General features: G+C 41.4%; 17 protein-coding genes. 14 read left to right on the forward strand and 3 right to left on the reverse strand.

From position 1 onward, the window contains the following. The first annotated feature begins 4 nt into the window (after positions 1–4). The 4 genes from GBI16_RS07970 to GBI16_RS07985 all read left to right on the forward strand — a co-directional run bounded on the left by GBI16_RS07970 (position 5) and on the right by GBI16_RS07985 (position 4437). Complete coding sequence (locus GBI16_RS07970) at positions 5–1105, forward strand: ABC transporter permease (protein ID WP_151706866.1); 1101 nt, start codon at positions 5–7, stop codon at positions 1103–1105. 21 nt (positions 1106–1126) lie between these two features. Beyond that, on the forward strand, positions 1127–2047 hold the full coding sequence (locus GBI16_RS07975) for an ABC transporter permease (protein ID WP_086210922.1): 921 nt from the start codon (positions 1127–1129) through the stop codon (positions 2045–2047). A 21-nt stretch (positions 2048–2068) separates the two neighbouring features. Continuing rightward, on the forward strand, positions 2069–3442 hold the full coding sequence (locus tag GBI16_RS07980; protein WP_151706867.1) for an amidohydrolase family protein: 1374 nt from the start codon (positions 2069–2071) through the stop codon (positions 3440–3442). 107 nt (positions 3443–3549) lie between these two features. Further along, on the forward strand, positions 3550–4437 hold the full coding sequence (locus GBI16_RS07985) for a DMT family transporter (RefSeq protein ID WP_086210920.1): 888 nt from the start codon (positions 3550–3552) through the stop codon (positions 4435–4437). A gap of 204 nt (positions 4438–4641) precedes the next feature. Here the strand turns inward: GBI16_RS07985 and GBI16_RS18660 are convergent, their stop codons facing one another. Beyond that, positions 4642–4800 (reverse strand): hypothetical protein, encoded by a 159-nt coding sequence (locus GBI16_RS18660; protein ID WP_171494546.1) that lies wholly within the window; start codon positions 4798–4800, stop codon positions 4642–4644. Between the two features lie 311 nt (positions 4801–5111). Here GBI16_RS18660 and GBI16_RS07990 point away from each other — a divergent pair, with 311 nt between their 5' ends. The 7 genes from GBI16_RS07990 (at position 5112) to GBI16_RS08020 (ending at position 13533) form a co-directional block, all read left to right on the forward strand. Next, positions 5112–5948, forward strand: coding sequence for an SDR family oxidoreductase (locus GBI16_RS07990; RefSeq protein ID WP_086210940.1), 837 nt, complete (start codon positions 5112–5114; stop codon positions 5946–5948). 130 nt (positions 5949–6078) lie between these two features. Continuing rightward, entirely contained in the window at positions 6079–6987 is a 909-nt protein-coding gene (locus GBI16_RS07995; RefSeq protein WP_151706868.1) for a cation diffusion facilitator family transporter, read from the forward strand. Positions 6988–7052: 65 nt separating this feature from the next. Continuing rightward, a complete protein-coding gene (locus GBI16_RS08000) occupies positions 7053–7472 on the forward strand; it encodes a cation efflux protein, CzcI-like (RefSeq protein WP_087527476.1) in 420 nt (139 codons plus the stop codon). 47 nt (positions 7473–7519) lie between these two features. Beyond that, entirely contained in the window at positions 7520–8842 is a 1323-nt protein-coding gene (locus GBI16_RS08005) for a TolC family protein (RefSeq protein WP_151706869.1), read from the forward strand. Between the two features lies 1 nt (position 8843). Continuing rightward, the gene (locus GBI16_RS08010; protein WP_151706870.1) at positions 8844–10079 is read left to right on the forward strand and encodes an efflux RND transporter periplasmic adaptor subunit; all 1236 of its coding nucleotides are present in this window, start codon (positions 8844–8846) and stop codon (positions 10077–10079) included. Continuing rightward, a complete protein-coding gene (locus GBI16_RS08015) occupies positions 10069–13215 on the forward strand; it encodes an efflux RND transporter permease subunit (RefSeq protein ID WP_151706871.1) in 3147 nt (1048 codons plus the stop codon). The genes GBI16_RS08010 and GBI16_RS08015 overlap by 11 nt, the downstream gene beginning before the upstream one ends. 204 nt (positions 13216–13419) lie before the next feature. After that, complete coding sequence (locus tag GBI16_RS08020) at positions 13420–13533, forward strand: hypothetical protein (RefSeq protein WP_086210914.1); 114 nt, start codon at positions 13420–13422, stop codon at positions 13531–13533. A 219-nt stretch (positions 13534–13752) separates the two neighbouring features. On the opposite strand, the gene GBI16_RS08025 is transcribed toward GBI16_RS08020, so the two are convergent. Further along, positions 13753–15006 (reverse strand): saccharopine dehydrogenase family protein, encoded by a 1254-nt coding sequence (locus GBI16_RS08025; RefSeq protein ID WP_404814589.1) that lies wholly within the window; start codon positions 15004–15006, stop codon positions 13753–13755. Positions 15007–15628: 622 nt separating this feature from the next. On the opposite strand from GBI16_RS08025, the gene GBI16_RS08030 reads away from it, so the two are divergent. Together GBI16_RS08030 and GBI16_RS08035 are read left to right on the forward strand one after the other, a co-directional pair. Next, positions 15629–16870, forward strand: a complete 1242-nt coding sequence (locus tag GBI16_RS08030) for an NADH:flavin oxidoreductase/NADH oxidase family protein (protein ID WP_151706883.1) — start codon at positions 15629–15631, stop codon at positions 16868–16870. Positions 16871–17075: 205 nt separating this feature from the next. Further along, positions 17076–17495: a MerR family transcriptional regulator gene (locus GBI16_RS08035; protein WP_151706873.1), complete on the forward strand. Its 420-nt coding sequence runs from the start codon at positions 17076–17078 to the stop codon at positions 17493–17495. Positions 17496–17547: 52 nt separating this feature from the next. Here the strand turns inward: GBI16_RS08035 and GBI16_RS08040 are convergent, their stop codons facing one another. Beyond that, entirely contained in the window at positions 17548–18447 is a 900-nt protein-coding gene (locus tag GBI16_RS08040; RefSeq protein WP_151706874.1) for a LysR family transcriptional regulator, read from the reverse strand. A 182-nt stretch (positions 18448–18629) separates the two neighbouring features. On the opposite strand from GBI16_RS08040, the gene GBI16_RS08045 reads away from it, so the two are divergent. Continuing rightward, positions 18630–19187: an NAD(P)H-dependent oxidoreductase gene (locus GBI16_RS08045; RefSeq protein ID WP_151706875.1), complete on the forward strand. Its 558-nt coding sequence runs from the start codon at positions 18630–18632 to the stop codon at positions 19185–19187. Positions 19188–19208 lie beyond the last annotated feature (21 nt).

Genomic DNA, 19208 nt, shown 5'->3' on the forward strand with positions numbered 1-19208 from the left:
TCACATGTATTTATTAGAACCTAGAGAAAAGCCTTCTCAAGTCATGAAATGGTTATCACCTGTTATTGCACTAAGTGCAATGCTAGTGGTCAGTAGCTTACTGTTTCTGATGCTTGGGGTAGATCCTGCGCGCGCGCTGTATATCTTTTTTGTTGAACCGCTAACTTCACTATATAACCTCAGTGAGCTCACCATTAAAGCCAGCCCATTAATTCTCATCGCACTTGGCTTAGCTATTGGCTTTCGCGCAAAACTATTCAATATCGGTGCCGAAGGTCAACTGACTATGGGGGCTATTTTTGGTGGCGGAATTGCAATTTTATTTCATGACCATACAGGTTGGTGGATCCTCCCTTTAATGGTGGTCATGGGGGCCATTGGTGGTGCATTTTGGGGACTGATTCCTGCATTTTTGAAAACACATTTTAATGCAGAAGAGACCCTTACGACCTTAATGATGAATTATGTTGCGCTTTTTGTTTTGTTATATCTGGTGAATGGGCCGTGGCGAGACCCAGATGGTATGAACTTTCCACAATCAGTCATGTTCAATGAAAGTGCGACTTTGCCTTTTGTCATTGAAGGTACTCGTGTGAATGCTTCGATTTTTATTACCTTTCTTGCTGTGGTTATTTTTTGGGTATTTATTAAAAAAAGCATGAGTGCTTATAAGTTAGAAGTCAGTGGTCAAGCACCGATGGCTGCAAAATATGCTGGCTTTTCATCAAAAAAAGCGGTCTGGCTTAGTTTAGGGTTATCTGGTTTTATGGCGGGTATCGCAGGTCTTTGTGAGGTTGCAGGACCGATTGGACAGTTAAATCCAAACATTTCACCAGGCTATGGTTATGCAGCCATCATCGTGGCTTATTTAGGTCGTTTAAATCCTATTGGAATTGTACTCTCTGGTTTTTTAATGGCTTTACTTTATTTGGGCGGTGAAATGGCGCAAATGGAACTGCAATTATCTGTTGCTATTACAGGAATTTTCCAAGGTCTATTGCTGTTCTTTTTATTAGCTTCAGATGTGTTGATAGAAAAACGTTATCGGTTCGCAAAAAAGAAGCTCAAAACAAAGATGTCAGAAACTGACCCAACTGTTGCGTAAACTTAGAGAGGAAAGTTCATTATGAGTATAGAAGTAACCGCTATTTTGGCAGGTACGATTGCAGCTGCAACTCCTCTGGTTTTTGCTGGTTTGGGGGAGTTAGTTGCTGAACGTACTGGGGTAATTAACTTAGGTGTCGAAGGCATGATGTTGGTCGGAGCAATTGCGGGTTTTGCTTTTGCAGCCCAGTATGAGGCCAGCGTAGCCAGCGCATTGTTAGTCGGTGCTTTGGCTGGGATGTTGATGTCTTTGATTTTTGCATTTTTTACACTCTCACTCAGTACCAATCAATCTGCTTGTGGCTTAGCCCTTACTATTTTTGGTATCGGTATTTCTGCATTTATTGGACAGAACTATGTCAGTACGGCTTTACCCGGACTACAAAATTTAAATATACCTGTGTTGTCAGATATTCCATTGATTGGCCCCATCTTATTTCAACAAAACTATGTGGTGTATTTATCCATTTTGGCCTTTGTATTTGTTTGGTGGGTCTTGGCAAAGACGCGTTTAGGGCTGTTACTTAAAGCAGTTGGGGAGTCACCTGAAAGTGCACATGCAATGGGTTATAACGTTCTAGGTATTCGTTACTGTGCTGTTTTATTTGGTGGGGCAATGGCAGGTATTGGGGGGGCATTTTTATCGACTGTTTATACCCCAATGTGGATTGAAAACATGGTTGCGGGGCGCGGGTGGATTGCAATTGCTTTAGTGGTTTTTGCTGCTTGGAAACCAGCACGTTTAATGTTGGGTGCTTATCTTTTTGGTGGAGTGACAATTTTACAGTTTCATGCTCAAGCATTGGGTTTAAGCATTCCCAATGAACTTTTGTCCGCGCTGCCATATGTTGCAACGATAGTGGTCTTGGTGGTGATTTCTCGAGATAAAAAACTGTTGAAGCTGAATTTACCTGCATCACTTGGCAAAACATTTACCCCTTAAATTGGATCCATTGAGAAAGCTATGAAAATATTAAGTGCAGATTATGTACTCACCATGAATCAAAGTTTGGATTGCATCAAAAATGGTGCCATTGTTGTAGAGGGTACTTTGATTCAGCAGGTTGGTAAACTGGAAGAGATCCGTGCTCAATTCCCTAATCTAGTGGTAGAACATTATGCAGATGCTGTGCTCATGCCAGGCCTTGTGAATACACACTGTCACTCAGGTTTACTGCGAGGTACTGCCGAAGGTTTACCTGTATGGGACTGGTTACAGCAGTTTATCGACCCAATGCACCGGGTTTTATTACCTGAAGATGCGAAAATGGCATCTTATCTGTGCTATGCGGAAGCGCTACTTTCTGGCACAACAACGATTGTAGATATGTGGCGGTTTATGGATGGCAGTGCTGAAGCTGCCAAGGAACTAGGTATTCGTGCAGTCCTGGTGCCTTATGTCGCAGAGCATCCTGATCATAATTATTTTGAAACGTTGCATAGCAATGAAGTGTTGATTCAGCAGTGGCATCAAGGTGCAAATGGTCGTATCAATGTTTGGGTGGGTTTGGAGCATTTATTTTATGCAGAAGAGCAAGCATTAAAACGTATACAACACTTATGTCAGGACTACCAAACAGGCTTTCATACGCATAGTAATGAAAGTAAGTTTGATGTTGAAGAAAACCTTAAACGCTATAACAAACGCCCCATTCAAACCTTAGAACAACTTGGTTTACTCGATGCACCGCAATGCTTATTGGCGCATTGTGTATGGGCTAACTCCACAGAAATCGACATCTTAAAAAACTATCAGGTGGGAGTGGCACATAATCCAATATCGAATATGAAATTAGCATCAGGTGCAGCACCTATTCGAGAAATGTTAGCTAAAGGGGTAGCGGTTGGTTTGGGAACAGATGGTGAAAAAGAAAATAATAATTTAGATATGTTTGAAGAGATGAAAACTGCATCATTGTTGGCAAAATTTGCAAATTTAGATGCTTCCGCACTAGATGCATGGTCTGTATGTAAAATGGCGACAACTCTTGGGGCTAAAGCTTTAGGTATGCAAGAAAGCATCGGTTCTATTGAAACAGGGAAGCAGGCAGATATTATTGCAATAAAAACAGCAACGCCACGAATGACCCCTTTAATTGGTGAAGGGAAATTATTCAATTTACATCATAATTTAGTACATGCAGTTCAGGGTCAAGATGTTGTCATGACCATGGTGGCAGGTCAAACAGTCGTACAAAATGGCAAGCTAATGAATGCTGACTTACAGCATTTAATTGATCAGGTGAATCGAGCAGCGCCATTACTGTTTAAAAGACGTGAAGATTGGCTTAGTCTTCGTGGGAATGCTGTCAATGAGTTACAACGTGAAATTGGATGAGAACTTAAGTTATTCATCACATAATAATAAGTCATGAAAATAAAGTACATGTTCTGCCTTTAAGCAGGTAAATTATGTTTTATAAGTAATGACATATTGGGTGCTTGATGGGAGTTACATGGATTCTTTTTACGCTTATGGCTGCATTTATGCAGGCTTGGCGAAATGCTTTCCAAAAGCAACTCAGTACGACTGTCGATGTATATGGTGTAACACTCGCAAGGTTTATTTTTGCTTTACCTTTGGCATTTATATACATCGTGAGTCTTTATCATTTTCAACCTATTGTTGAAGTTGTTCATTTTAATCCACGTTTTGCCACTTATATCTTTGTTGCTGCAATTAGCCAAATTGCTGCAACTGCATTAATGGTTCAGTTATTTAAACAAAAAAACTATGCAATTGGTGTTGGGCTTGCTAAAAGTGAGGCCATTTTGGCAGCAATTGTTGCAGTTATCTTTTTATCTGATCACTTGAGCATTTTAGGCTGGGTAGGAGTCGTGATTGGCGGTTTTGCAGTATTCCTCATGTCCAAAGGTCGCGGCTTTTCCGATTTTTCATTACAGACCTTATGTATAGGTATCGGTAGTGGCTTATGTTTTGCTATCACATCGCTTTTGGTACGTGAAGCCAGTTTAGAACTCACTAATTTACCGTTTATTCACCGTGCGGCGTGGGTTCTTATCTGTGTGATTGGTACACAGTGTTCATTGCTCTTAATTTACTTAGGTATATTTCGTCGTGTTACTTTATGGGCGATGTGGCAGCGAGTGGGACTTACATTTCGCGTCAGTTTATGTAGTTTCCTTGCTTCATTGGGCTGGTTTAGCGCGATGAGTATGCAGTCTGTTCCAATTGTTAAAACATTAGGGCAGGTTGAGATCATTTTTAGTATGTTGATCTCTGCCTTTTTCTTTAAGGAAAAACTGGCACGAGCTGAACATTTAGGCATTATTTTGGTGGTGATTGCTGCTTTTCTAGTGATTTGGGCTTAATCAATAAAGCTTTGTCATTTATTTGTAATGACATTGGTTATACCAAATAAATGGAATACGGAATTAACCCATATTCTATCTGCGTGTGAAGAGCTTAAACGGATATGTAGCTTAAGCTCGTACCAGTATAGATTAAAGTCAAAATGTAGATTTGAAACTCTCATCTTAGCCTACAGACATGTTTTCCAACTATATGGCTTTGCTTTAAGATAAATAGTTTTTATCTGCTCCAATAACAAAAATAACGCCCAAGCAAAATAGTCCACAATAAACAGCAAACCAGATAATCATGTTTTTAAATGCTTTGTCCGAAATAGAACTATCCGCATATTTTGCTGGTTTTTTAGGGTCTAGATCTTTCATGGTTACTGCACTCAACTGAGGTGATGTGTACATTATGCAAAGCACAGACAGCATGAAACAGATACAGAACATGATTAAAAAAATATAACAGCGTATTGGCAAATATATAGAACTGTTATGGTTTTCATTATTGCTTGTTAAGCAAAAGTGAAAGAATATTCACTATGAATTTTATACATACTGAACCATGAGAGAATTCCATTTCATTCATGATCTAAATTTTTGTACATTAAATGCAGTGGTACTTTGTATGTGTAGAGTTAGCCTAATTGACCTAAGCATAAAGTTTAAAATGATAGCTAGAGAGCATGATGAAAAATTTTGAGAATAAAGTTGCTGCGATCACGGGGGCAGGTTCTGGTATCGGACAGCAGTTGGCTATTCAATTAGCCAAACAAGGTGCGCATTTGGCACTCAGTGATGTCAATGAGCAAGGTTTGGCAGAAACATTAAAGCTTGTCAAAGATTATCCTGTTTCGGTCACACTTACAAAACTAGATGTTTCAGACCGCAAAGCTGTTGAGGACTGGGCCAAACAATGTGAACAAGACTTTGGCCAGATCAATTTAATTTTTAACAATGCAGGTGTTGCCTTAGCCAGTACTGTTGAAGGCTTGAGCTATGAAGATGCGGAATGGATCTTTAAAATCAATTTTTGGGGTGTGGTGTATGGAACCAAAGCTTTTTTACCCTACTTAAAGAAAAGTGGTGCTGGGCATATTGTGAATATTTCAAGCTTATTTGGACTCACTGCACAGCCTACCCAGAGTGCCTATAATGCGACAAAATTTGCTGTTCGTGGTTTTACCGAAGCACTACGTCAAGAACTAGACCTAGAAAACTGTGGTGTCAGTGCGACTTGTGTTCACCCAGGTGGTATACGAACCAATATCGCCAATAGTGCTCGAATGAGTGACAGTATTCGTACGCTAGGTATGAACCCTGAGCGTGCTAGCCGTTCTTTCAACAAAATGCTTAAAACTCCGCCAGATGTGGCAGCACAGTCCATTTTAAAGGCTGTGGAAAAAAATGAGCGCCGTGTCTTAATTGGAACAGATGCCAAAATTATGGATCTAGTACAACGCATTACACCGACAGGTTATACACAAGCCATGAACTTTTTGACTGGGAAAAAGCGTCAAAAATAAAGGCTGGCAAACTTGAAGGATGATTTTATTGTTTTAACCGAGTATGCTGAATCGAGTAATTTTTCAAATCAAAAAAGCTTCGATTTCAATGTTAAAGCATTGCATCCATTAAAATGATAAGGAGTCCTACATGAGTGGTTCTCATAACCATGATCACAGCCATGTTGAAGTGACTGCAAAAAATGCCAAGAAATTAACGCTTGCACTTGCCTTGACTACGACATTTTTAATTGTTGAGGTTATTGCTGGATTTATCACACAAAGTTTAGCCTTATTGTCCGATGCGGCGCACATGTTTACTGATGCTGCTGCTTTGGCGATTGCCTTAGCCGCCATCAAAATTGGACAAAAACCTGCCGATGATAAACGTACCTTTGGCTATCAACGGTTTGAAATCTTGGCAGCATTGTTCAATGCCATGATGTTGTTTGTTGTAGCGATTTACATTTTATATGAAGCTTATCAGCGCTTTAGCCAGCCCCCCGAAATCCAAAGTATAGGCATGTTGGTCGTTGCTGTTTTGGGTTTAATCATTAACCTAATTTCAATGAAAATTTTGGTGTCGAGCAGTCAAGACAGCTTAAATGTGAAAGGGGCTTATCTTGAGGTGTTGAGTGACGCCTTGGGCTCTGTGGGTGTGATCATAGGCGCATTGGTGATTTATTTCACGGGTTGGATGTGGGTAGATACCGTTATTGCAGTGTTGATTGGCTTTTGGGTCTTACCACGAACTTGGGTGCTACTGAAGCAAAGTATCAATATTTTGCTCGAAGGTGTACCGAGTGAAATTGACATTGAGTCCTTACGCAATGACTTGTTGGCTTTAGAGGGTGTACAAGGGATTCATCAACTTAAAGTTTGGGCGATTACGTCTAAAAATGTGCATTTAACCGCGCATTTGATCGCTCCTGATGTAGATCAGAGAGCTTTATACCACCAAGCTGTGGAGTTATTAGGACATGAGCACGGCATTACCCAAGTGACTTTGCAAATCGAAGATGATGAATGCCATCCACACCAACATGAACATAGTCATTAAAAAAGGCTTGACCTTAGACTTAGTCTAGGCTTTACAATAGCATCACTTTTTTTCAGTACGACATTATGCGTTCTACCACGTGGATTAGCGTCTTAGTTGCTTTATTCATGTTCCAAAGTCTTTGGAACGTGGCGGCAGCTTTTTGCGTCCATGAAGAACAAAAAACTCAAGTCGTGACGCAACAAAATTTTCATTTTGGGCATCATCAATCCACTTTGTGTGTATCGGATGCGAAAGCACATCAACAAAGTAGTATTGATGACCATACTCAAACGGCAAATGATCAGTTTGAATTAGGTGAAGACCATCAAGATCATTTGCCTTCAATGGCACATTTGATTATTCCGAAAGAAAAAAACTATCAACTGCCGCTCGCGCTTGAGATAAAAGAACCGCCACAATTTTTTTGGCACAATGCCTATCAAGCCCCTGATTTACTGGGGCAACATCCGCCCCCTGAACTTTCCCCGCTAATGGTGGGGTAGCCTAAAATATTTCCCACCACTTCTTCTAAAAATTAGTGGGAAAAAGCATGTCGAATCAATTCAAGGCGTTTATACGCCAAGCCCTTGCTGTAGGCATAACAACAGCTACGATGCAATGGAGCTTTGCTGAACCAGTCAAGACTTTGGGTGAGGCTTTGGCAAAAGTAGAGCGTTATCAAAACCAAAGTGAAATTGGGCAACAGCGTCAAAGCATTTCAGAGCTGAACATCAAAAACAGTGGTTTATGGCAAAACCCTAGCTTAAATATCAATCAAGATGGCTTTGGTTCAAATACCGATCGTGAACTCAGTATTGCCATTAGCCAACCTTTAGATGTTTTTGGACAGCGTAAGCTCAATCAAAAACTAGCAGAAACAGCACACCAACAAGGCCAATTACAGCAACAACTGTGGACAGCACAAAGTCAATTGGTGGTGAAGTTTGCATGGTCGCAGTTGGCTTTGGCACAAGTTGAAAAATCGCTATATGCCGCACAGCTGAAAGTGAGTCAAAACAATTTAGACAGTGCCAAAAAGCGCTATCAGGCGGGCAGTATTGCTTTGGTTGACTATGAACGTGCGCAAATTGAAAGTTTGGATATGCAGCGCTTATATCAACAAGCGGTGCTGGCAGAACAAGTGGCACAGCGTCAACTCTCAAACCTTTGGGGCGAAACCAAAGCTGATATTCAACTCAATGCGACCTCGATGCCATGGCCAGATCAAAGCGAAGTCACGGTACAGCGCTATATTGCGGAAGGTTGGTTGGAAAAGCTGTATGCCCTGAATATTCAACAGTCCAATTTAAACATTGAAAGTTTAAAAGTGCTGGCCCGTCCCAATCCGACCTTAAATGTCGGCATGAAACGGAGTCAAGCACCGAATGAAAGTAGCGATACCACATTAGGTGTTGGCGTGGATATTCCGCTGAATATCTTTAACCGTCAGCAATACAGCATTCCGATGGCACAGCGTCAGCAAAGCTTGTTGAATCAGCAGCAACAGCGCGAGTTAAAACAGCAAATCTTAGATATCGCCAATGCCATGCACGAACTCAAAGGACTAAAACAGCAGTTCAGTGCTATCAGTCAACAAACAACTCTGGCAGAACAAGTGCAAGTACGCACACTACAAGGTTTCAAAGCCGGAAAGCTGTCTATTACCGACATTCAACAAGCCAACTCGCAACTACAAAGCATACGTCTTGGGCAGTTACAGTTATTGCGTCAAGCGTGGCAGACCGCATTGACCGCAGAAGCGCTTAGCCTCGGCACTAGCTATGAACAGATCAGTAGTTCAGATGCTTATAGCCAAATCAGTAAAAACTCAATCGCACAAATACAAGACCTCATCCTTGGCGGAGCACAATAATATGCAACTTAAAAATCAATTTGGAAAAATATCACAGCCATTGATGATTGGGCTTTTGCTTCTAATAACGCTCCTGATCGCTATAGGAATTTGGTTTAGCTCAAAAGATAAAACCACCGATAAACATGAGCATGGGGAACATGAAGAATCTGAACATGCGGATGAGCCCGAGGCAGAAAAAGGACATGCGGAGGAAGGTGAGATTCAACTGACAGCGCAGCAACTGACAGAGCAAGGCATTCAAATCGCTTCGGCTCAACAAGGCGTGGTGTCTCAAGTCACTGTTTTACCTGGAAAGCTTGTGGTGAATACCGATCAGCAAGCACATATTTCGCCAAACTTTGGTGGGCATGTGGAACAAGTACATGTTGAACTTGGTCAAAACGTACAAAAAGGACAAACTTTAGCTGTATTGTCCGTACCTGAACTGATTGATCAACAAGCCAATTTACGGATGGCTCAAGCCAGTTTGGACTTAGCACGTCAGGATTATCAACGTGAACAGCAGTTGTGGTCACAAGGCATTTCAGCTAAACAAGACTACCAACGGGCAGAAAATGCTTACCGACAAGCACAGATTACTGTGCAATCCGTGCAAAGCCGTTTAAATGCACTGGGGGCAACAGGTGGTGTAAATGGTCGTTTTGCCATTAAAGCGCCCATCTCAGGGGTGATTAGCCAAAAAGATATCGTGGTGGGTGAAAACGTACAATTGGCCGATCAACTGTTTGTGATTGAACAATTTAAAGAGTTGTGGCTTGAATTTAATCTGCCTACGCAGTACTCAGGTCAATTACAAACCAATCAAAGTGTAACGTTCAAACCGAATGCTTCTGAGCAAAAATATGAAGCTGTCATCCAAAGCTTAACCTCTCAGGCCGATGCCCAAACGGGACGCTTGGTGGTACGCGCTAAATTAAAAAGCCAAGCGGCTGAATTACGTCCAAATGTTTTGGTAAATATCTTTTTAGACAATACCAGTTCCAAAACAGCGCTTCGTGTCCATAAAAGTGCCATTCAAAACATTGAAGGTCAAACGTCAGTATTTGTGGCCGACGCTGAGCAAAAAGGACAAGTGCATTTGAAAGCGCAGCCTGTTGTACTTGGACAAGCGTCAAATGATGGTCAATGGATTGAAGTCGTTTCAGGCATAAAAGTAGGACAACGCTATGTCAGTCAAGGCAGCTTTGTTCTTAAATCTGAACTCGAAAAAGGCGAGGCTGATCATGCACACTAATCATGATTTACCCAAGCCTGAAGGCTTGTTTGAACGAATTATTCAGTTCTCTATTCAAAATGCAATTTGGGTCATGCTCTTTGTCTGCACGTGGATTGCGGTTGGTGTATACAGCTATCAAAAACTGCCGATTGATGCAGTGCCCGATATTACCAATACGCAAGTACAAATTAATACCCAAGCCAATGGTTTTACCGCACTGGAGGTTGAGCAGCGGATTACCTATCCAATTGAAACTGCAATGGCGGGTATTCCAGATTTACAGCTGACTCGATCTATTTCACGTTATGGTTTGTCCCAAGTCACCATCGTATTTAAGGATGGCACAGACATCTATTGGGCACGCCAGCAGATTAATCAGCGGGTACAAGAAGCCAAAGCGGATTTACCCAGTGATGTTTCTCCAACCATGTCGCCAGTTTCGACGGGTTTAGGTGAAATTTATCAATGGGTCATTAAAGCTGAACCGAATGCCAAAAAAGCCGATGGTACAGCTTATAGCGCGATGGACTTGCGGGAGATCCAAGATTGGATCGTTCGTCCGCAATTGCAACGTGTTGCAGGGGTTGCAGAGGTCAACAGTATTGGCGGGTTTAACAAAACTTACGTGGTTGCTCCTGACTTAAACCGTATGCAGCAGTTGAATATTTCCTTGAGCCAACTGCAAACCGCTTTACAGGAAAATAATGAAAACCGTGGGGCAGGCTTTATTGAGGAAAATGGTCAGCAGCTCACAGTTCGTGTGCCAGGGACACTCAACAGTCTTGCAGACATTGAAAATACAACGGTTGCCAGCCCAAATGGGAACCCCATTCGTGTCGCGGATATTGCGCAGGTTTCAATTGATCATGACCTCCGAACAGGAGGCGCAACCTATAATGGCGAAGAAACTGTACTCGGCATCGCTATGATGATGATGGGTGAAAACAGTCGAACGGTGTCTAAAGCTGTCGATGCCAAAATTCAAGAGGTGCAAAGCAGTTTACCGCAAGGCGTTAAAATCGAAACAGTTTATGACCGCACCACGTTGGTGGAAAAAGCCATTAAAACGGTGCAAAAGAACTTGGTTGAAGGCGCAATCTTGGTGATTGTGATCCTGTTTTTATTCTTGGGTAATATTCGTGCTGCGTTAATTACAGCCTGTGTGATTCCACTGTCTATGCTGTTTACTTTAACAGGCATGGCACAACAGAACATCAGTGCCAACCTGATGAGTTTAGGGGCATTGGATTTCGGTATTATTGTCGACGGTGCAGTCGTAATTGTTGAAAACTGTATTCGCCGTTTAGCTCATGCACAACAACTGCTCAAACGACCGTTAACTCAATCGGAACGCTTTAAAGAAGTGTTTTTAGCAGCGCGCCAAGCTCGTCGTCCACTTATTTTTGGTCAGCTGATTATTTTAGTGGTGTATTTACCGATTTTTGCACTGACTGGCGTAGAAGCCAAAATGTTCCACCCAATGGCTTTGACGGTTGTGCTTGCACTCGTTGCAGCCATTATTTTGTCGATCAGCTTTGTGCCTGCGGCTGTTGCACTTTTTGTTAAAGGTGACATTAAAGAAACGGAAAGCCGTTGGATGTTGTGGTTAAAAGAGCGATATCAGCGAGTATTAGACTGTGCCTATCAGTACAAAGCGGTAGTTTTAACCTTTGCACTGTGCTTATTGGTATTAACAGGTTTACTCGCAATGCGGATCGGCAGTGAGTTTGCACCACAACTGAGTGAAGGTGACTTTGCTGTACAGCAACTGCGTTCCCCAAGCACAGGTCTAGAAGAATCACTTCGTATTCAGGAAAATACGGAAAAGCTACTTCTGAAAAAATTCCCTGAAATACACGCTATTTTTGCGCGTACAGGTACGGCAGAAGTGGCGACCGATGTGATGCCACCGAATATTTCAGATGGTTATGTCATGTTAAAACCCCGTGATGCGTGGCCAAACCCGAAAGAAACATTGGATGAACTACGTAGCCGTATGCAGGCGTATTTAGCGACATTACCCGGTAACAACAGTGAGTTTTCTCAGCCAATTGAACTGCGTTTTAATGAGTTAATATCGGGTGTACGTAGTGATGTCGGTGTCAAAATCTTTGGTGATGACATGCAAGTATTAAATGCGGAAGCTGAAAAAATCAGTAAATTAATTCAACAAGTTTCAGGCAGCACCGCAGTCAAAGTTGAACAAACGTCGGGCTTACCTTTGCTTAATGTTGAAATTGATAAAAGCTTGGCAGCGCAATATGGCTTAAGTGTTAAAACCATACAGGACTATGTATCAGCAAGCATTGGTGGGCAAAATGTCGGTGAAATTTTACAGGGCGACCGCCGTTTTGACTTTGTGATTCGACTCAGTGAACAAGACCGTAGTGTCAGCGGGATTGCGCAACTGCCAATACAGCTTCCAAATGGCGGCAGTATTTTACTTACCGATATTGCCACAGTAAAAATGATGGATGGCATCAACCAAGTCAGCCGTGAAAATGGCAAACGTCGTGTGATTGTCACTGCGAATGTCGAAGGGCGTGATTTGGGCTCTTTTGTCACAGAGGTACAAGCTCAACTGAAGCAGTATCCACTACCAAGTGGCTATTGGATTGAATATGGTGGTCAGTTTGAAAATCTAGCCTCGGCACAGGCTCGAATGCAGATTGTGATTCCACTGGCATTATTGACGATCTTTATTTTGCTGATGGCTGTTTTTCATAACATGAAAGAAAGCCTACTGGTGTTCACGGGTGTTCCATTTGCTTTAACAGGTGGTGTGCTTTTCTTATGGTTAAGAGACATTCCCTTGTCGATGTCGGCGGGTATTGGTTTCATTGCCTTGTCTGGCGTTGCCGTCTTAAATGGTTTGGTCATGTTGACCTTCATTAAAGAGTTAAGAGGGCAATACCACTTACATGAAGCTGTTTGGCAGGGGGCGATTTTGCGCTTAAGGCCTGTTTTAATGACCGCCTGTGTGGCATCCTTAGGTTTTGTGCCGATGGCACTTGCTACGGGCACAGGGGCAGAGGTTCAGCGACCATTGGCGACCGTGGTGATTGGTGGAATTATTTCTTCGACGTTATTGACCTTGGTGCTATTACCAGTGTTGTATCGTTGGATGAATGCTAAGAAAGAAACGGAAATTTAATTCTTTAATCAACTGAAGCATGGGGAGGCACATATACCCCTCATGCTTTTTTATACTACTTGATATCAGCCTAATCGCATTTGGGAGTTAAAAATGGCAAATCTGTTATAGTCTGTTATATTTTTTTCATAAAGAACTGTATCTGTCCATTTATAGCCTAAACCTTAGAATAACAAATATAGATAAAGCGTTGAGGTATTGGAAATGAACTTTTTACTGAAAAAAAATAAAGCTTGGTTTGTATTCTTTATCATTACTTTATATTCATTTCTTGGATTTTTTCTCGGATTCATTATTTGGGAATATGTTCTAAAGTAAAGCTAAACATCACGATGCAAAGGCGCAACAAAAAATGCTTTGTATGATGTTCAAACAGATATTTTTTAAGATTCAACAAAAAAGAATGAGGCCTGTGTTGCTTCATTCTTTTTTATTTGTAGTCTACATTTCAATCATCATCAGCTAAATACATAACACTGTGTATTTAAAGTGCATGATGCGCCTTACATACTTTTCTATCAATGAGTTGATAAAGACTTAAATCACTTCAAAGCCAATACCTGCATGCTGTTTTAAGCGTTCAACATAGCGCTCATCAAACATCGTTGCAGGGGTCCAAAAACCGCCATTTCGTCCCGTTTTCTCGCCATTTTTATGATGATCCAAAACTAAACTTAATGCTGCTTGCCCCAACATTTTTCCTGTTGACCCATAACCTGGATCACGGTCGCCTGTGACTTTGATTCGAAGACTTTGTCCTGCATCTGACTTGCCAATAAATCGTAAATCAAAACGGCCAGAGCGTTGTTGCTCGGGTGTCGGGCCTTCGCCTGGTTTTGGGAGCATATAGCGCTCCATCAATTTACTGACAGGCTTGGTAACCGCTGCAAGCATGAATGCACCTAATCCTGCGACCAAGCTATAAGCTTTGACACGACCATTCCAACCTTGGCCTGTCAGCATGGCTTCGTTATAGCTAAAGTTTGCCCCATAGGCATTGTTTGCAAGTGCATTTGAACGGTGCACAACCCGTTCATTAACAGCAGACATAACAAAGGGGGCAATCCATGCATCAAAATCGCTGTCAAACTCAGCTGATTTTACATAGTGTTGACGTGCACTGAGCGTATGATTTTGTGGCACAAGGAGGTACGGGTTCACTAAAGCTTTGCGTAGTGCAGGATCAGCGGCGGCTTCTTGTATGACATTGATTAAACTGGCCACCGTTCCGCCAGAAGCGCCGCCTTTTAAAACTTTCACTCGCATTTTGACGTTGGTCGCTGGGGCATACCAAAGTTGCTGTGCTTGGTGTTGTAAAAAATACACGCCCATATCAGAAGGGACAGAATCAAAACCGCAACAATGTACAATCCGTGCACCAGAATGTTCGGCTTGGCTTTGATACTTGTCGATCATTTTTTTAATCCATTGTGTTTCGCCCGTAAGGTCACAATAGTCTGTACCTGTTTCAACACAGGCCTTGATCATCGGTTCACCGTAAAGTGCATAAGGACCTACGGTTGAAACAACCACACGGGTTTGTTCACATAGCGTGTGAATTGCGTCAGTATCATTGACATCTGCAATCATAATGTCCAAATTTTGTGCTTTTTCACCAAGTTTATTTTTTAACGCATTGAGTTTGCTTGATGACCGGCCAGCGATTGCCCACTGAATTTGTTCACCTGACTCACCTTGCATTGAGAGGTAGTCGCTTAGGTAAGTTGTTAAAATTTGTCCAACGAAGCTGGTTGCACCAAATACCACCAAATCATATTTTTTGTTTTTTATTGCCGTCATGGAGAAACTCCTCATGGAATCATGCTTAAGGTCAGTAGTACACCTGTGTTTGCTATAAACACTATAAGCTTTAAGTGAACTTGAATGTCAAGTCGGGAAAAGTATAAATACTTACAGACATAAAATTGCTATTTATTCGCAATCTTTTACATGAATCACAGCATTAGAAAAGATTTTCACGTGCTGACATTTCAATATAACCTTTCTTTTTCTGACAGTATGCTATGCCATTAACAATAGGTGTGCTGGGTCTTAAGTGTTACTTTAAGCAGAGGACAATGATGTCAGTAAGACACGGAGGCATTACATTCTTAGATATTCGTTACCCATCAAAATGTAATAAATAACATGGCTGTGCCCATAAAAATGAGAGATTAAACCTGTATTCAGGTATTTTCAGGAAATGTTGAGCGTGATCCTGAAAACAGTGACTTTGAATTATTGGTCATTATGCAAAGCTAATCCAAAAATTTAGCACCTAGACGCTAAATCCACTTTAACTATGGGTGACCTAAAGATTGCTCATTTTTATTTTGATCGTGTATAAAAATCACTTGACATTAAAGTTAACTTTAATCTTAAAGTAGTTATCAGATCAAAAGAGGCGATCATGATGAACATATTTGATGCATTAACCCTACCCAATGGGACAACGATTCCAAACCGCCTTGCTAAAGCGGCAATGGAAGAGAACATGGCAACTTTAGAGCAAGCACCATCACAAGATTTATTTAATCTTTATCATACTTGGGCCGAGGGTGGTGTCGGTTTGATCATTACTGGAAATGTCATGATTGATAGCCGGGCAATGACAGGACCTGGCGGGGTGGTGCTTGAAGATACCGAACATCTTGATCTATTTAAAAAATGGGCAAATATTGGACGTGCTAAAGGTGCTCAATTTTGGTTGCAAATCAACCATCCTGGACGTCAGATGCAGTCGAATATGGGGCAAGATACTTGGGCTCCTTCTGCTGTAGCTTTAGATCTAGGCAAAATGTCGGATAAGTTTGCAACACCTGTTGAAATGACAGAAGTGATGATTGAAGAAGTCATTCAGCGTTTTGCACGTACAGCACAACTGGCTGAGCAGGCAGGTTTTACGGGTGTGGAAATTCATGCTGCACATGGCTATTTACTCAGTCAATTTCTATCACCACTCAGTAACCAACGCCAAGATCAGTGGGGTGGTTCATTGGAAAACCGTGCTCGAATTTTACTCGAAATTGTGAAAGCGGTACGTGCAGTTGTGTCTGATCAATTTGCAGTTGCGGTAAAACTTAACTCGGCCGACTTTCAGCGTGGTGGCTTTAGTGCAGACGATGCCAAGCAAGTGGTTGAAATGTTGAATGAGCTTGCTGTGGATTTGGTTGAACTTTCAGGTGGTAGTTATGAGGCCCCTGCAATGCAAGGCCAAGCCCGTGATGGAAGAACGCTTGCACGTGAAGCTTACTTTTTAGAATTTGCTACAGAAATCCGTAAAATCGCTCGAATGCCGATTATGGTCACAGGGGGAATTCGTCGTCAGCCAGTGGCTGAGCAGGTCATACAAAGTGGTGTAGAAATGGTGGGGATTGGGACTGCGCTTGCGTTAGAGCCAAATTTACCTAATGCGTGGAAACTAGGTCAAAATCTTGCCCCTGAACTCAAACCAATAGAGTGGGAAAACAAAGCACTCGCTTCGGTTGCCAACTTGTCAACTGTAAAGTTTCAGCTACGCAAATTGAGTCAAGGTAAGAAACCAAACCCTAAAGTATCACCATTTTGGGCATTGATTTTACAGCAACTTGCAATGAGCAAACGTACTAAGCAATATCGTCATCGTATGCAACGCCGTGCAAAAGCTTTGGTTTAAGTCTAAGAGAGCAAACGTCACATAGCATAAAATAGTTGCTTATGTCCTGACTAAAAGAGGGTGTAAAAGTCATCATCGTGAGAAATATCAGTCCGTGAATAAACTCACTGGTATTTTTCTATACTCTCTACCGCATGCTTAAATATGATTGATTTTTGTATATCACAGGCTTCAAGTTCACTTGAATATAAAGAGGGTATTTCGTATGAATATTAGTGAGTTGTCGAAACTGAGTGGGTTGAGTACGCCTACAATTCGCTATTATGAGCAAATCCAGTTATTGCCTAAACCTAAGCGTTTATCGAATGGTTACCGTCAATATTCAGAAGAAGATTTAAAACAATTGTATTTGATCAGGCAGGCACAACAGGTTGGCTTTTCCTTAGAAGAGATCAAATCGTTGATCCCTGCAAATATTGCTAACTGGAATCATGACAAATTGATTCAGACCTTGAATGACAAAGTACAAGAAATTGTGAAAATGCAAAAAATGTTGGCTGAAAATAAAAAGAACTTACTGATCCTGATTGATTCGATACAAAATAAGCCCCAAGACTTAAGCTGCGAAGAAAATGCACACCGACTACTTAATACATACTATGCCGAATCTGAAAGTGAGGCTTAGTTGTACACTTAAATAATGAAAAAGCGAAAGCACAGATAAGGAGAGCGGTTTTTTAAGCGGTATTTTTTTCCAGTAAAAAGTCAATGAGCGTCCTTACACGTTTAGACTTTTGACTATTTTGTAAATAGTAGAGATAAACAGGAGGGAATGTTCTCCAGTATGGCTTGAGCACAGGAATAAAGTTTTCTTGATCATGCTGTTGTTTTAAATTTATTAAAAAAATTCGACCGATACCGATTCCTTGCCGAATTGCATCCATATTGACATCTATATCATTAGCAATGAAAGAGACAGGCATTTCAACACTAATTTCTTTTCCATTTTCTTGTAAAAGCAATGGAGAAAGCGTATTCGCTGTTGTAAAACGATAGCCGATTAACTGATGTTGTTTTAAATCTACAGGTTTTTGCGGAACTCCATGCTGTTCAAGATAATGTTTTGATGCGAATAATCCTTGAGTTTGTTTGGGTAAAATTTGACGTGCTACCACATGTTCTTCAATTTTATTTCCAAAGCGAATACCCAGATCATAGCCCTCTTTTGAAACGTTGACCGTTCCATCGTTAATCGCAATTTCAAGTTGAATACGTGGGTATCGTTGATAGAACTCACCTAAATAGGGCTGTAAAACACTTAGATAGGCATAACGAGCTGTTGTGATTCGCACAATACCAGCAGGTTCACTCTTTAAGTCTTGAACACTTTCTAGCGCGATTGTTAACGCTTTAATTGGTTCTTGTGTGTTTTGAAACAGATGTTGTCCCGCTTCTGTAAGCTCCAAATGACGTGTGGTGCGATTAAATAAGGGTAAGCCTATAGTTTGCTCAAGTAGTTTTAAGGACTTACTGACAGCAGGTGGGGCAGTTTCAAGTTGTCGCGCTGCTGCGGCTAAACTTCCCTCATTGACGATGGCATGGAATACAACCAAATAATTATAAATTGAGCCATTCATATCAATACACAACTATTAACTTTTAGATACTAATGTAGTGCCAATTACCTGCCTTATCAATCACAATTTTTCTGACTAACATTCATTCCATGTTCAACCCATGTGGGCTTAAGTGGCAAGCTGGTTAAGACAAGCATTGTATGCGTCTCAACAGCAGGCTTAATTTTCTAAAGGTAAATATGATGAAAAAAATACTCGTAATTTCAGGACATCCCAATTTACAAGATTCGGTTGCGAATACCGCCATTCTCAATCACGTAACAACTGCACTCCCTTATGCAAAAATTCGTAAGTTAGATGAACTTTACCCAGATGAAGTTTTCGATATTGAGCTTGAACAACAAGCACTGTTAGCTGCGGACATCATTGTGTGGCAATTTCCATTTCATTGGTATGCATTACCAGCGCTGCTTAAAAAATGGCTAGATCAGGTTTTTCTACATGGTTTTTCTCATGGCTCAAATGCGAAATTGGGCGGTAAGCAATTGATCTTGTCCTTTACCACGGGAGCTCCCGAAGTTGCTTATGCGCCAAATGCAATCATGCAACACTCACTTGAAACGCTATTGGCACCCTTCGACAGTCTTGCTGCATTATGCAATTTAGACCTACAAGCACCAGTCTATACAACAGGTGTTAGCTATCTTGCACGTGGCGATGAAAAAGGTTTACAGCAACAGACTATGGCCGCGCAGGAACATGCACAACGTTTAGTGCGCCAAATTGAAAACTTATATTGAGATATAAATATTCAGTTATTC

Source organism: Acinetobacter sp. TUM15064 (genome assembly GCF_008980265.1).
Classification (GTDB): Bacteria; Pseudomonadota; Gammaproteobacteria; order Pseudomonadales; family Moraxellaceae; genus Acinetobacter.

Coding starts and splice junctions, on each gene's coding strand:
- GBI16_RS07970 (WP_151706866.1), top strand. CDS start 5: ATGTATTTATTAGAACCTAGAGAAAAGCCTTCTCAAGTCATGAAATGG.
- GBI16_RS07975 (WP_086210922.1), top strand. CDS start 1,127: ATGAGTATAGAAGTAACCGCTATTTTGGCAGGTACGATTGCAGCTGCA.
- GBI16_RS07980 (WP_151706867.1), top strand. CDS start 2,069: ATGAAAATATTAAGTGCAGATTATGTACTCACCATGAATCAAAGTTTG.
- GBI16_RS07985 (WP_086210920.1), top strand. CDS start 3,550: ATGGGAGTTACATGGATTCTTTTTACGCTTATGGCTGCATTTATGCAG.
- GBI16_RS18660 (WP_171494546.1), bottom strand. CDS start 4,800: ATGAAAGATCTAGACCCTAAAAAACCAGCAAAATATGCGGATAGTTCT.
- GBI16_RS07990 (WP_086210940.1), top strand. CDS start 5,112: ATGAAAAATTTTGAGAATAAAGTTGCTGCGATCACGGGGGCAGGTTCT.
- GBI16_RS07995 (WP_151706868.1), top strand. CDS start 6,079: ATGAGTGGTTCTCATAACCATGATCACAGCCATGTTGAAGTGACTGCA.
- GBI16_RS08000 (WP_087527476.1), top strand. CDS start 7,053: ATGCGTTCTACCACGTGGATTAGCGTCTTAGTTGCTTTATTCATGTTC.
- GBI16_RS08005 (WP_151706869.1), top strand. CDS start 7,520: ATGTCGAATCAATTCAAGGCGTTTATACGCCAAGCCCTTGCTGTAGGC.
- GBI16_RS08010 (WP_151706870.1), top strand. CDS start 8,844: ATGCAACTTAAAAATCAATTTGGAAAAATATCACAGCCATTGATGATT.
- GBI16_RS08015 (WP_151706871.1), top strand. CDS start 10,069: ATGCACACTAATCATGATTTACCCAAGCCTGAAGGCTTGTTTGAACGA.
- GBI16_RS08020 (WP_086210914.1), top strand. CDS start 13,420: ATGAACTTTTTACTGAAAAAAAATAAAGCTTGGTTTGTATTCTTTATC.
- GBI16_RS08030 (WP_151706883.1), top strand. CDS start 15,629: ATGAACATATTTGATGCATTAACCCTACCCAATGGGACAACGATTCCA.
- GBI16_RS08035 (WP_151706873.1), top strand. CDS start 17,076: ATGAATATTAGTGAGTTGTCGAAACTGAGTGGGTTGAGTACGCCTACA.
- GBI16_RS08040 (WP_151706874.1), bottom strand. CDS start 18,447: ATGAATGGCTCAATTTATAATTATTTGGTTGTATTCCATGCCATCGTC.
- GBI16_RS08045 (WP_151706875.1), top strand. CDS start 18,630: ATGAAAAAAATACTCGTAATTTCAGGACATCCCAATTTACAAGATTCG.